Origin of the sequence: Nostoc sp. DedQUE05 (assembly GCF_034530955.1) — a bacterium.
Taxonomy (GTDB): Bacteria; Cyanobacteriota; Cyanobacteriia; order Cyanobacteriales; family Nostocaceae; genus Nostoc.
In genome coordinates this window covers 36,469-49,162 of record NZ_JAVRCB010000042.1, presented here as the reverse complement: position 1 = coordinate 49,162, position 12,694 = coordinate 36,469, and the positions used below count along the sequence as shown (strand labels likewise).

The window sequence follows — 12,694 nt, the reverse complement described above, 5'->3', positions numbered from 1 at the left end:
AATTTTGGAGAGTGATGGCTTTGCCACTGAGCTAATCAGAACCCACGTTAACTTTATTACTAAGCATTTTTAACTATCTTAAGGCATAATTAAATCTTCAATCTTCTGTTAGGAACCAAGAACAGTCAATTCATCCTCATGAATAATTAAAGATATAACCTTTGAAAGGTACAACACTCATCCTAAAATTGTATAAATATATGTAGGGCATTAAAAAGACAGTATAAAAAGACAGCAAAGTATGAATAGCACACAAGCTGCTCTAAGAGATGAAATTCGAGAACTGGCTGACGAAGCTTTTCACCAAAAGCTGATCTCTGGACATGGGGATGGCCCAGACATGAATGAATATCAAATTGTCTACCAAGGCAAACCCAGGCATCTCCCACTCGAACAAGCACGTTTTTTCTTAACTAACTTGCTTTACAAAAGTCGGATTCATTAGAACTTGCCATCAGATATCTATTTGCATCTAGCTAGGGTCAATACCCATTACTCACACCGCCCGATAAATCTCCAATAGACCATTAGCAATACAGCCAAAAATGCCTCTAGAAAATACTTCTAGAGGCAGTTGATGTTGTAGATTTTATTTAGTAACTGGAAAATTAGATAATTTTTCAGAAAAGTATTTTGGTCTAATTGCGATGTTTAACGGCAAGCCGCTTCTGTACGAACGCGAACAGGGTGTCGCAGACAGACGCTTTGCGTAGCAAGATCCCCGTAGGGGTATGCGTCTACGCAAATGTTAACCCTACTTTTATCAAGTAATCTATCAAAGGGATGATTTGATACATTGAATTGTCATGTTTTAGTGAAATTTATTAACTCAAATCCCAGGGAGCATCATGGTTGAAAGTAATATCAAAAAGCAGTTAGTAATTATTGGCGGAGCCGAAGATAAAGAGGGTGATTCCGTAATTTTGCGGGACTTTGTCAGACGCGCTGGAGGTACAAAGGCATATATTGTAATTCTGACAGCAGCCACAGAACTACCAAGAGAAGTGGGAGAAAATTACATCAGAGTGTTTGAGCGCCTGGGAGCCGAAACTGTTCGCATTATTGATACAGAAACCCGTGAAGATGCAGCTTCATCTACCGCGTTGGAAGCTATTAATAAAGCAACTGGGGTGTTTTTTACAGGGGGAGATCAAGCTCGTATTACCAACATCCTCAAGGACACCGAAATCGATGCGGCGATTCACCAGCGCTATTCTGAAGGCGCAGTTATCGCAGGCACAAGCGCCGGAGCTGCTGTGATGCCAGACGTAATGATTGTGGAAGGCGACTCAGAAACACATCCTCGGATTGAAACTGTCGATATGGGCCCAGGTATGGGATTTTTACCAGGGGTAGTAATTGACCAGCATTTTTCCCAACGGGGACGCTTGGGACGTTTAATATCAGCTTTGGTACTACAGCCTGCTGTCTTAGGATTTGGTATTGATGAAAATACCGCTATGGTAGTGGTAGATAACCAAGTTGAAGTAATTGGTGAAGGTGCGGTTACGATTGTTGATGAATCAGAAGCTACATATAACAATGTGGACGAAATTTTGAAGGATGAGTCTTTGGCAATTTGTGGAGCAAAGCTTCATATTTTGCCACATGGCTTCAAATTTGACTTGAAAACTCGTCAACCTCTCGTAAACAATGGCTCTGTATCAAATGCCTCTCAACCACTTGCTTCAATTAACACTTAACTTTTAGCAAGTATATTTAAACAGAAAGTTTTATTGAACAGAATTCAGGAGTCAAAATTCTGAATTCTGCATTCTTCTTCAACTAATTGCTGTAATACCCCCTGTCTGAACCTTTGGTAGGCAGGGGGTATGAAAGCTGTTTAAAACCTGAGTTTAAGCGAAATAAAGTCTGTGTAGTAGTTAAGTTTTTAACAATCTGGTATAGCAAAGAGTGATATTTAAAATAACCATCTTCACCAAAGTAAGTAAGGTAGAAAGAATATCAAGGCGATTTCCTTAAACTATAAAAACTGTCAGAACGAATCTGACTGCCATTTCGCCAAACTTCAACTTTTTGTGGAGTGACTAAATAATAAAAACTACCATTATCTGCTCGATATCTGTCTTTACCAATATTCAAAGCTACTATCTTTATCGGCTTGCTTGGGGATTGCTTCAATTGCCCAATATAAAATAATTGACCATTTTCTTCACAGACTTTTACACGAGAGCTTATAGTCTCACCTTCAATAAGACTAATTCCATTACATTTCGTATCAGTGTTTACAGGTGCAAAATCTATAGGAATTGGCTGCTGTGAGGGTGAAACTTGATTTGCTACTGGGGGTGGCGAAACTGGGCGGTTCTGGTTATCCACTGGCTGAACTTTAGAACCAAAGCCAACACTTGCAGTTACGGATGTCAACAAACGAAGGGGGTCAACTGCTATTCGACCATTTGGATGAACTTCAAAGTGCAGATGAGGTGCTGTACTATTGCCTGTAGATCCCATTTCGGCAATCATTTGACCTTGAATGACCTGTTGACCCTTACTCACTAACAAACGGCGATTGTGACCATAGACAGTAGTGCTGCCGTCGAGATGTTTAATAGTTATGGCATTTCCTAATCCCCAATTATCCCAACCTGCTTTAACAACTGTACCGGATGCCGCAGCAACAACAGGAGTTCCAGCCGCCCCTGCAATATCAATGCCTTCATGTTGATATTTGCGGAAGCCTTGAGAAATAAACCCTTTAGTTGGCCAGATTAAGTTAGCAGTAGGGATAGGAGTTTGCCCAATTGGGGAATCGCCTGCCAATTGTGTTAAAGCAGATTTAGGTGTAGTTAATACAGCGCTTAAAGATATTAACCCAACTAGTCCATAAGTACGGTATCGATAAATTATAGCTTTTTGCATAAGTTGTAAGTCTATTAGAACAATAATTCAGACACTTTCTGATTATTTGTTGTTTCAAGCTTACTCGGAAAATATCAGGAAATCTTTAAGCTGTTACGCAAAAAGAAAAGCACATCAACTGGTGTACCCCTCTGGGGAAGCAAGCTACGCGCAGCGTCTCCTTCAGGAGAGGTTGTCCTAAGTCAATTGTCCAAAGTCCAATTGGTAAACACAAATGACTAATGATTAATGACGGTTTACACAGAAAATAGTGCAATATGTAGGCGCGTTAGCTTAGTGAGTTTATAGCTTTTTAGCTTGTTAGATTTTGAATTCACCAACGAGGTCTTGATTTTATATCATGTCTACAGTAAAAAAATAGGTGAGTTAAACTTGCCTAACCCACCCGATAAAATTAAACATTAGAGAAATATTAGAGAAATTAACCATTAAAAACGCGACTGCGCCATTTATTCAACCGAGCTTCCCCAATTGTTGCAGATCGTCGAGCATCAGCAATTTGCTCTTGCAAAGCTGAAATCTGTTTTTCTTGGGCGTCAGCTTGCTGTTGCAAAGATGTATACTCACCTGTGCTAGTGGGCAAACTAGAAGACTGCCAACTACTACTAAATTTTGTTGTGCCGATGCTGGCAAATGGTCGTAAGTCTGCTAATTGTTGTTGCAAAGTTGCAATCTGGCTTTCTTGCTCTTTAATCTTTTGCCGCAAGCTTTCCTCGGCTGCTGTGGAAGCTGCAATAAAGGTATTAACTGGAGCAGCAGTTTCTGGCTTGGGCTTGAATATTTCAGCCAGCAATGCACTAATATCTGTGAGTTTCTGTCTGCCGTAAGGAGCGTTGGTAATTAGCGATCGCACCAGTTGAGGTTCATTATTCGATGCTAGGTTCTTATCACTGCTAGAATTGCTCCGCAGCAGTTGTAACATATTGGTAAATTCCAATATCTTTTTGCCGGTTTGAGTTTTATAACCCCGGTAATATGGCACTATGTTCTCGCCAAAGGCATCTAGATACTCGTCGCTATCAAGATAAGAATCAATATCCGCTTCAAAACCTTTCTCATCTAGAATGTTGCTGTGATGTTTAGTTTCGGAGTAGTCATCGGGAGCGCGTCCGAGTAGATGCTTAAAGTTAAGTTCAATTGCCCGGTAGCGGTAAACGTTATCAAAAAATCTAGAGCGATATAACTCTGATTTGGCAACTTGACGCACAAACTCACGCACATCGATTATACCTTGCTTGAGTTGGGATTCTGGAACTACGAGCCGCTCACTTTCCATGATGTAAGCATTACCCAACACTTGCCGATAAACTGCTCGAATTACAATTTCAATGTCATCAACTGAAGCAGTATTCCACAGTTCTATAGGTTCTGTTTGGGGAAATGCTTGATATTGGCGTCGTCTGGTTTCTTCGTCTAAGAAGGTTTGCATAGTTGGGTTATTGTGGGTAAGGGGAACTAATTTGTCAAGTAAAATAAAATTTCTGTAGTAGGGTGGCAATACTAAAATGCAAAGCCATAACAGTCCCTACTTAAGATTTACTAATTACTGGTTATTGATATTAACTTATCAACTTTTGGTGATTTTTTTAGTTACATTTTCTAACAAACTTAGACGGCTAACTATTAATAACTAACAACTAATCACAATGAGAAATTAGCAATTAGACATTAATAATTAGCCGTCAACCCCCTTGGGGAGTATTTAAAATTCAAAACTTAATTTTGAATTAGAGTATAAACGCCTGTCAGAATAATTTCTACAGGATAGTAACTCTCAAGCACGCTCATCAAATCTAGTGTAGAAACCACCGTATTTGATCCAATATTGTTTCAAAGTATGATGAGGTGTATGTAAACTGGCTTTTGCCTGATATAAAATTACTTGGCGATGATCGCCCATCCAGATTTTATTAACTGGGTCAACGGATATTACTGTCCCTCCTAAAGAAGCAACGCATTCAGAGAATCTCTCAATCGTTGTATATTCTAATGTCTCGAATATAAAAAAATTACCCGAACAAATCAAATGGCGGCTGCGAATCCAGCAGCGCATTTTTTTTTCAGCCAGTGGAGGCAACATTTTGGTTTTAACAGATTCAAGCTGAATCAACATGATGCGCTCACCGCACGTAATTCATCAGCAAAACTCTCCCGTTTTTCAAATTGTAATGGCCCAGCAGTAGATCCCCATATTTGCTTATGGGTTTCAATATCCATGCCTTTATCTAGACTTATCCAAGTACGCTCGGTTATTTCTACTTCGCTGACAAGATATGTCTGGCATCCATTGCGTTTAATCAGACATTGATTGCCTGGTTCCACACTACCTCGAAACATTTCACCTTCTCGTTGGAAAACCATTGAACAGTGATAACGCCGTTCGATGCTTTCTGGGGTGATGGTTTTGAGGATATCTAATTCACGAGCTGCACCTGCATAAAGCATCTGATCTTTCAAGCTGTAATTTTCGATATAAATGCGATCGCCCAAATCGACTAGTCGATGTACTCCCTGACGATAGGGTGTCCATAAATCATGGTCATAAGCTTGTTCAGAATAGAAACCGATGCCAGAAAAAAATTCAATCGGTAAAGGACGAAAATAAATGTGAATGTGGGCGTAAAGTTGCGGATTTGCAAAAGATTGCTTGTAGTTGCTAAAATCTCCTGCCATCCAACAGGCTAAGGTGAGCAAATCGCTAGCGTTAGTGCTAGATTCGCTGGGCGCTATCGTCACGTCGCTTCGCTCCAAATTCAAAATTCAAAACTTGTACTGAGCTTGTCGTTGGCGTAGCCTCTCCGCCAGGAGAAGTATTCACGTATTACAATCTCCATAAATAAATTTAGGAGCTTGTATCCTTTTATGTTTTAACCTGATATTTGCTAATTGGTTTAAGACAAAGAGCGAATCTCTGAAGAAAAGGAAGCTGTAGTCACGCCTTTACCATCACTGGTTTTAATCGTCGCTACCCGAAACCGAAGATTTGGGTTAGCAAACCAAATTCGCTCCTCAGCAGCAGCGAGTTCATACTCTGTTAACAGGGTAAAAATCCCATCATCACTCAGATGATATTTAGCCACTGCTGGAATTGTTTCAGCGTATCCCTTGTCCCGCAAGAGTTTGCCTCTAGAAGGATTTTCGACATCGGGAATTGGTACTAGTACAGTACTGCCAGAGATTGGTTTATCGTCCCAGTCTGACTCACCTTCCCAAGTCATCCGAAAAGGGTGAGTGATACTGGCGGGTTCAGTGTTATACAATTGACAGATTGCTGCCACTGCTGGATCGTTAGTGGATAGAGACTCGATGTCAATGTTAGATAACACTTCTTCAAAGTGGGCGAATGCTAAATGATGAGCGCTACGCTGCGATCGCCATCGACCAATTGAAAGTTCAAAAAAGTCAGTAATTTCCATTAGAAAAGTGATCTTAAAAAAGTAGCTTAAAATCCAAGAGATATCTTGGTAAAAAAGAAGGTTATTCTCCTACTCTATATGTTAGCCTCCTTGACCACAACTGAATTTGGGAGTGCTGAGTGGGGAGAGACGCGATTAATCGCGTCTGTACAAGAGTTAAGAGTAGAGACACGATTAATCGCGTCTGTACAAGAGTTAAGAGTAGAGACACGATTAATCGCGTCTGTACAAGAGTTAGAAGTTAGGAGTTTTTTTTGTCCCCTTGTCCCCTTGTCCCCCTTGTCCCCCTTGTCCCCAGTCCCCAGTCCCCAGTCCCCAGTCTCCTACTTAGACAAATCTAAGCAACTTCAGTGATACTGATAATTTTGCCGCCTGTGCGATGAATGTTTTGCACTTGTCCAGAAAGTTGGTTGTAGTTAACTACATATTCCAGGTTGCCCAGACGAGTACGGAGATTACCTGCACCTTTGACAGCCTTAATCAAGAAGCGTTTGTCGGTGGTGCTGACACTAGAACCAGCTGCGGGAGCTTTGATGGATGTAGATAAATTAGAACCGATATCGCCGATCAGTTTGGCTTTGCGATCGCTATCACTGCTAGCGAATCCTCTGACTAAGCTAAAGGTGCGGTTAAAGGTAACATTTTTAATTCCGATTTGGGAGCTTGTGCTGCGAACATAGGGAACAATATTCTCGCCAAAATTCTGCTGATATTCGTTGCTATCGATATAGGAGTCGATCTCAGCATCATAGCCCTGTTCGTTGTAGATGCGGACGTGTTCGGAAATTTCTGCCTGATCGGCAGGAGGACGCCCTAGCAGGTGTTTGAAGTTCAGTTCAATGAACCGATACTGGGAAGAAGAGTTGAAAAACAGGGATTGATAAAGTTCTGATTTCGCAACCATGTTGACGAATTCGCGGACGCTGATTTTGCGATCGCGCAATTGCGATTCAGCAGTGGCTAGTCGCTCACTTGACAACAAGTGAGCATTACCCAAAACCTGTTTGTAAACTGCCCGAATCAGTGTTTGTAATTCGCTTTCGCTGGTGTTCGGACGCAGTTCAACATTAGGTGAATCAATTGCCCAAAGTGACATTGAGGTATCTCCTGAAAAACGCTAATTTAATTTCCGAGCATCCTACCCCTTATGGAGGTAGAATTTCCCATCAGTTGTCAGTTATTTTTGCTACTGACTAGCTTTTGTAAAACTTTAGTTTGTGAAAATGTGTTAAATGTCTTCGTATATCACAACTGACGGCGGAATTGGTCAAACTCCAGATTAGCGATCGCTTTGGCTAACTTTTGAGCGATCGCGATTTACGCAAAAAATAGCCGAAAATCATTCTTTTCAGGTAAGGGCAATTTTATGTAGACGCATACTTCTAGGTGGAAGCTAGCTATGCGGAGTGTCTCGCTCAGAAGCGGCTTTCCGCAAGGTATTGCCCTTGAGTGCGTTTAGTTTTGCGTAAATCCCAGAACGAGCAACACTGGGGCTTGAAAGATTAGAGACTGAGTACACCGGAATTATTTCCCAATCCCTAATCTGTAAATCCCCAATTTTTATTCTTTAGTTGACAGGGGTAATACTGGCGATCGTGCCACCCTGCTGGTGAATCCGTTGATACTCTTGTGAAAGCTTATTGTATGGCACGAAAAAGACTTGGTTACTGCGGCGAAATTTGGAAATATTATTTACCACATTTGCTTTGTAGCCACTAACTTCAATCCGGTATACCTTACCATCATCACCAGAACCCACACCCTGACGAGTGCGAGGGGTAGATGTTGGGTTGCGGAATGTAGCGCCCTTGCTGGCTGGTGAAACTACAGGAGTAGGCGTGCTTTGAATTAGCAAACTGTTTAATTTTGGTTGTTTGCCAGCTAAGTCACCTTTCAGACTGCTGCTAGAGGAACCACGTACCAGTTGAAATAAGTGGGTAAACTGAACCAAACCTTGAATAGCTTCGGTTTTGTAGCCCCGAATATAAGGCACAATGTTTTCCCCAAAAGTTTCTTGGTATTCGTCGCTGTCTAGATAAGAATCAATCTCACCCTCAAAACCCTTTGTATCCAGAATAGTACTGTGTGTACGCGTTTCTTCTAAATCCAATGGCGCACGACCAAGGAAATGTCTGAAATTTAATTCAATCGCCCGATAACGAGGGGTGTTATCAAAAAACCGCGAACGGTAAAGTTCCGACTTCCCGACTTGACGCACAAACCCGCGAACGCTAATCTCACCCCGTTTGAGTTGAGATTCAGCAACAGAAAGCCGCTCACTTTCCATTACATAAGCGTTGCCTAGAACTTGTTTATAGACACTTCTAATTACGGTTTCAACATCCTCATTAGAGCGATTTGGCCACAGATCAATAGGATCAGTGTCTTCAAATAGAGCGACCCCTAATCGTGATGCTGGTCCAAAAGCCATTCAAACTATCTCCCAGTTAACAACTAAATTTTATGAGAAAGATATTCAGCAGATGTTAAAAAACTTTACATCATAGTGACAAACTAGGGGACATAGAGATTTTAAATCCTTATTAGTCGTGATGATTTTAAGTTTTTGCATCGTTTGCCTTTACACATTGTGATACGATGCTGAAACCATATTTATTAAAATTTGTTAAGTTAAATCATACTTTAGAGAAAATTCAGCTTTTTTTTAGTATTGGATTTGCAATTGGGATGCAAGTGATGGTATTTTGCCATTCCCTTAAGCTAGAGTATTAATTGTGCTGAGTCACTTAAGTTTATCTCAACCAGTGGGCATGAATAAATTCAACTATCTTACGCAAGATAAAATTAAGTAATATTGTCTGTTAGTCAAGGCTGAAGCTCTGACTACAAACCTTTGATTATTCATGCCCACTTACACTTAACTTATCGAATTTGGAAAGTAGCCAATTGGCTGATTAAATGGTCAAAATAGGGAGCAATAATTTGCTGCCGATCGCCTTGGCAAAGTTTCAAACTAGCAGCCTTGATGCTTTTTAAGCCTAAAATCATTGCATCCAAGGGAACTTGTAATTCCTGATAGAGCAAATTCATATAATGCAGTCCTGTGGGGCTTGTATATTCAGTGTGTCCACCTGCTATGCCATAAGTAATGCAGCGAAGAAAATGCCAAAAATCTCGCCAGCAAGCTTGGGCGCGTTCAGGTGGATAAAGACCGCCTCCAGGCTGGATAATTTCGGGATAAGTTGCTAAAACTTGTTCTCTAGATTCATCAACGATTTCGGCGGCGCGATCGCGTAACAATTGAGCAACAGGAATCAACTCAGAATTATCGGGTGACAAGGTTTTAATCTGCGATAAATCTTCGTCGCTTAGGTAGCGAAAAGCATCATCCGCAGCTTGAAATATAGCGATCGCTGCTTTTGGATGGGACTGTTCCCACTCAGCAAAGCTGACAATTCTAGCTTTAGCGATTAATTCTTTAACGGTTTCGCTTAATTGAGTCATTGATTTAGGGGATGGGGGATGGGGAATGGGGCATTGGGCATTATGGTGCATGGGGCATTGGGCATTGGGCATTGTGCTGGAAGGGGGACAAATCAATTCAAAATTCACGCATTCAAAATTCAAACATTTTAGAACTTCTGCCTCCTGCCTCCTGCCTCCTGCCTTTGCCTCTTCTTTTCCAATGCCCTATGCCCAATGCCCTAAAATAAAGAATAGCTGTATTAAATGCACTTATGGAAATCCATAAAATCCAAGCTGAACTAAAGAACCCAGATTTTCACTATCGTTTGAAGGCGATCGCTGCTTTAAATGATTATGAATCAGAAGTTGCAGTTCCTCTGCTTACGAGCAAACTTCATGACTCAGAATTTTTGGTGCGTTCTTTTGTGGCTAGAGGTTTGGGTAATCAACAATCAGCGGAATCTTTTGCAGCTTTGATGCAAATTATGAAATTTGATGATACTCCCAACGTGCGGGCTGAGGCGGCAAATTCGTTATCGCTATTTGGCAGAGTCGCAGTTTCTCATCTAGTTTTGGCATATTATCAGGATGAGCACTGGCTAGTTAGACGGAGCATTTTAGCTGCGATCGCTGAAATGGATTGCCCTGAAGAACTATTTGATATATGCGTTCAGGGTTTAAAAGATGAAGATTTCACAGTTCAGGAATCTTCTGTTGATGCACTTGGCTTACTGGCTAATTCTAGTCAACATACTGCGGCATTATCCCAAATACTAACGTTGGTGAATGATGAATCTTGGCGGATGCGCGTGCGAGTTAGCTATGCTCTCAAACGATTTGATGAACCGGAAGCCAAAGCAGCTCTGAACCAACTCAGACAGGATAAAGATCACCGGGTTGTCGGCGCTGCTTTAGAAGACCTGTTGCCACAATAGCGCTGTGGGTTTGTCTGCAATGCAATATTGTGAGAAAACGTATCAGATAAATAGTAAATATTTTATTTTACCTTAAATTTGACCAAAATATCCGGTTAATCTGCCAAAATCTGGAATAAAAGATCAACTTTTTCGAGATGAGGAGGCATTTGTGACTGATATACAAACTGGTCAAATGACTTGGCGATTACCAGGTTCCTCAGAAATTGCCTTACATTTGCGGCATAATGCTTCGGAACCTTGGCGATCGTATAAAGAATTTCCCCAATATGTTCTACCCGATCCGCCTGGTTTTTCCGAAGGATACGCGACATTTTTAGCACTCCTGAAAAAGAACTGGCAGCCGTTGTAAACTCACTACAGAGCAACTGGTCAAACAATTTTGGATGGATTTATTTCGCTCACAAGGAGCGCGGCTTGCATCTAAAATCTAAAATTGGCACGGTCAAGCACTCAAACTTTCACGAGTTGTTTTGCGGGTATAGGCGTTCCAAACATCGAGTTCTGAATGTGGACGACTGGAAAGCATAGCTTTAGTTGCTTCTGTGAGTCCTTGAGCAAGAGTAAAATCTGCCCCAGCAATACTTTGAAGATGCTCCATCTCTGCATCACTGAGATCGGTTGCTCGCAGGTCTGTATCCCGCAAATCGGCTCCTGTCAATCGAGCATTCCGTAAGCAAGCCCCTGTCAAATAAGCTTTTGTTAGATCGGCACCACTCAAAGAAGCACCTTGCAAATTGGCTCCTGTCAAGTCAGCGCCACTCAGATAGGCTCCACGCAGATTAGCACCTTGTAAATCTGCATTTCGTAAAGAAGCTGTATTCAGAAAAGCACCATTGAGATTAGCACCCGGCCCTACTGCTCCCGAAGTTTTGTAGTTATATTCTTCGGGCCATTTCGTTTGTGAATCATAACGTGCTACTTGGAGTTTGGCTCCCTCCAAATTTGCGCCACTGAGATTTGCTTGTTGGAGGTCAGCACGGTTTAAATAGGCTCCCTGCAAATTAGCCCCACTCAAATCGGCTCCTTGCAGATTAGCGCCTCGCAAATCTGCCCCACTCAAATCGAGATTACTTAATAGCACTTCACTAAGGTCGGCTCCTAATAGATTGGCTTTACTCAAGTTAGCTTGTCGGAAATCGACTTCCTTGAGATTAAATTGGTACAAATCTATCGAATCCACAGGGATTCCGGCTTTCAGGGCTGTTAAGATTTCTGGAGTTGGACTGGGGCGATCAGCAAAGCCGTTGCCGCAGGCATCGCTTGTAATAAGTTGAATTTCACTATTTGTCATCAGCTGATTAAAGTATCACTTTTGGAGTTATTCTACACTTTAGCTAAACCGGGACTTCATCTCATCACTCAGTATTAATAACGCCAAAATTTGATAAAACGAGGTTTCAAAACAGATGCATATAATACCGCCTTTGACAATGATCGATTTCTTCCGTAAAAGTGAGGGTACGTGGTTTACGGAACGCGCCGTTCATCATTTTGACTCGGCGGCGGATGAGTCGGGGGAGTCGAATTTGATTATAAAAGTCATGGAAAAGGACGATCCGAAAGTCCAAGAAGTTTGTAAAGCCCAAGGGATAGATCCTAGTAAAGCAACAAGCGGTGCTAGCTTTGCATGGCAAGCTAACCTAGATACCAGACTACCGAATACCGATAATGCTGCGATTTTGGTTGATGTTCCCGACGAAACGAGGCGTTCTGGAAAACTGATTCGCAACCAAGGCTATGTTGAGAGCATTCCGGTTGTGAGCCGATATCGATTTGCTGATGATGGAGTGCTGACGATTGATACTGACTATGACAACAATCAAGGTCAGGAACGTTGTTGGTTTGTTACGGATGATTTTCGTGTCAGAGTCAGTACAGTACGAATGATGAACGGAATTAACTTGATGACTTATTGTTCGGAGCGTCGCTGTGTTTCCCAAGAAGTCTTGCAGCAAATGATCGGTCGCAATCATGCTAGGCGTTAGTGGGATTGGGGACTGGGGACTGGGGACTGGGAACTGGGAACTGGGA

At 41.7% G+C, this 12,694-nt stretch carries 14 protein-coding genes; 5 read left to right on the top strand and 9 right to left on the bottom strand.

Annotated elements, in window-relative coordinates:
* The first annotated feature begins 241 nt into the window (after window positions 1-241).
* Window positions 242-445, top strand: coding sequence for a hypothetical protein (locus RMZ42_RS26320; RefSeq protein ID WP_322674187.1), 204 nt, complete (start codon window positions 242-244; stop codon window positions 443-445).
* A gap of 403 nt (window positions 446-848) precedes the next feature.
* On the top strand, window positions 849-1,703 hold the full coding sequence (locus RMZ42_RS26315) for a cyanophycinase (RefSeq protein WP_322674186.1): 855 nt from the start codon (window positions 849-851) through the stop codon (window positions 1,701-1,703).
* Window positions 1,704-1,965: 262 nt separating this feature from the next.
* Here the strand turns inward: RMZ42_RS26315 and RMZ42_RS26310 are convergent, their stop codons facing one another.
* From RMZ42_RS26310 to RMZ42_RS26275, 8 genes are all read right to left on the bottom strand, one after another.
* Window positions 1,966-2,883, bottom strand: a complete 918-nt coding sequence (locus RMZ42_RS26310; protein WP_322674185.1) for a M23 family metallopeptidase — start codon at window positions 2,881-2,883, stop codon at window positions 1,966-1,968.
* A 421-nt stretch (window positions 2,884-3,304) separates the two neighbouring features.
* A complete protein-coding gene (locus RMZ42_RS26305) occupies window positions 3,305-4,312 on the bottom strand; it encodes a phycobilisome rod-core linker polypeptide (protein WP_322674184.1) in 1,008 nt (335 codons plus the stop codon).
* Window positions 4,313-4,657: 345 nt separating this feature from the next.
* Window positions 4,658-4,996, bottom strand: coding sequence for a CpeR family transcriptional regulator (locus RMZ42_RS26300; RefSeq protein WP_099102916.1), 339 nt, complete (start codon window positions 4,994-4,996; stop codon window positions 4,658-4,660).
* Window positions 4,990-5,619 (bottom strand): chromophore lyase CpcT/CpeT, encoded by a 630-nt coding sequence (locus tag RMZ42_RS26295; protein WP_322674183.1) that lies wholly within the window; start codon window positions 5,617-5,619, stop codon window positions 4,990-4,992. The genes RMZ42_RS26300 and RMZ42_RS26295 overlap by 7 nt, the downstream gene beginning before the upstream one ends.
* A gap of 155 nt (window positions 5,620-5,774) precedes the next feature.
* Window positions 5,775-6,299: a phycobiliprotein lyase gene (locus RMZ42_RS26290; protein ID WP_322674182.1), complete on the bottom strand. Its 525-nt coding sequence runs from the start codon at window positions 6,297-6,299 to the stop codon at window positions 5,775-5,777.
* A gap of 337 nt (window positions 6,300-6,636) precedes the next feature.
* Complete coding sequence (locus RMZ42_RS26285; protein ID WP_322674181.1) at window positions 6,637-7,395, bottom strand: phycobilisome rod-core linker polypeptide; 759 nt, start codon at window positions 7,393-7,395, stop codon at window positions 6,637-6,639.
* Window positions 7,396-7,866: 471 nt separating this feature from the next.
* Window positions 7,867-8,730, bottom strand: coding sequence for a phycobilisome linker polypeptide (locus RMZ42_RS26280; protein WP_322674180.1), 864 nt, complete (start codon window positions 8,728-8,730; stop codon window positions 7,867-7,869).
* A 452-nt stretch (window positions 8,731-9,182) separates the two neighbouring features.
* Window positions 9,183-9,764 carry a phycobilisome protein gene (locus tag RMZ42_RS26275; protein WP_322674179.1) on the bottom strand — a complete coding sequence of 194 codons (582 nt, stop codon included), beginning with the start codon at window positions 9,762-9,764 and terminating at the stop codon, window positions 9,183-9,185.
* A 233-nt stretch (window positions 9,765-9,997) separates the two neighbouring features.
* Here RMZ42_RS26275 and RMZ42_RS26270 point away from each other — a divergent pair, with 233 nt between their 5' ends.
* On the top strand, window positions 9,998-10,660 hold the full coding sequence (locus tag RMZ42_RS26270) for a HEAT repeat domain-containing protein (protein ID WP_322674178.1): 663 nt from the start codon (window positions 9,998-10,000) through the stop codon (window positions 10,658-10,660).
* A 151-nt stretch (window positions 10,661-10,811) separates the two neighbouring features.
* Window positions 10,812-11,012 carry a hypothetical protein gene (locus tag RMZ42_RS26265; protein WP_322674177.1) on the top strand — a complete coding sequence of 67 codons (201 nt, stop codon included), beginning with the start codon at window positions 10,812-10,814 and terminating at the stop codon, window positions 11,010-11,012.
* 93 nt (window positions 11,013-11,105) lie between these two features.
* Here RMZ42_RS26265 and RMZ42_RS26260 read toward each other — a convergent pair whose 3' ends face one another.
* A complete protein-coding gene (locus RMZ42_RS26260; RefSeq protein WP_322674176.1) occupies window positions 11,106-11,954 on the bottom strand; it encodes a pentapeptide repeat-containing protein in 849 nt (282 codons plus the stop codon).
* 115 nt (window positions 11,955-12,069) lie between these two features.
* Between RMZ42_RS26260 and RMZ42_RS26255 the strand changes: the two genes are divergently transcribed.
* Window positions 12,070-12,648 (top strand): phycobiliprotein lyase, encoded by a 579-nt coding sequence (locus RMZ42_RS26255; protein ID WP_322674175.1) that lies wholly within the window; start codon window positions 12,070-12,072, stop codon window positions 12,646-12,648.
* Window positions 12,649-12,694: the final 46 nt, after the last annotated feature.

Bases quoted from the DNA above. Each gene is read 5' to 3' on its own strand.
- RMZ42_RS26320 (WP_322674187.1), top strand. From the start codon at position 242: ATGAATAGCACACAAGCTGCTCTAAGAGATGAAATTCGAGAACTGGCT.
- RMZ42_RS26315 (WP_322674186.1), top strand. From the start codon at position 849: ATGGTTGAAAGTAATATCAAAAAGCAGTTAGTAATTATTGGCGGAGCC.
- RMZ42_RS26310 (WP_322674185.1), bottom strand. From the start codon at position 2,883: ATGCAAAAAGCTATAATTTATCGATACCGTACTTATGGACTAGTTGGG.
- RMZ42_RS26305 (WP_322674184.1), bottom strand. From the start codon at position 4,312: ATGCAAACCTTCTTAGACGAAGAAACCAGACGACGCCAATATCAAGCA.
- RMZ42_RS26300 (WP_099102916.1), bottom strand. From the start codon at position 4,996: ATGTTGATTCAGCTTGAATCTGTTAAAACCAAAATGTTGCCTCCACTG.
- RMZ42_RS26290 (WP_322674182.1), bottom strand. From the start codon at position 6,299: ATGGAAATTACTGACTTTTTTGAACTTTCAATTGGTCGATGGCGATCG.
- RMZ42_RS26285 (WP_322674181.1), bottom strand. From the start codon at position 7,395: ATGTCACTTTGGGCAATTGATTCACCTAATGTTGAACTGCGTCCGAAC.
- RMZ42_RS26280 (WP_322674180.1), bottom strand. From the start codon at position 8,730: ATGGCTTTTGGACCAGCATCACGATTAGGGGTCGCTCTATTTGAAGAC.
- RMZ42_RS26275 (WP_322674179.1), bottom strand. From the start codon at position 9,764: ATGACTCAATTAAGCGAAACCGTTAAAGAATTAATCGCTAAAGCTAGA.
- RMZ42_RS26270 (WP_322674178.1), top strand. From the start codon at position 9,998: ATGGAAATCCATAAAATCCAAGCTGAACTAAAGAACCCAGATTTTCAC.
- RMZ42_RS26260 (WP_322674176.1), bottom strand. From the start codon at position 11,954: ATGACAAATAGTGAAATTCAACTTATTACAAGCGATGCCTGCGGCAAC.
- RMZ42_RS26255 (WP_322674175.1), top strand. From the start codon at position 12,070: ATGCATATAATACCGCCTTTGACAATGATCGATTTCTTCCGTAAAAGT.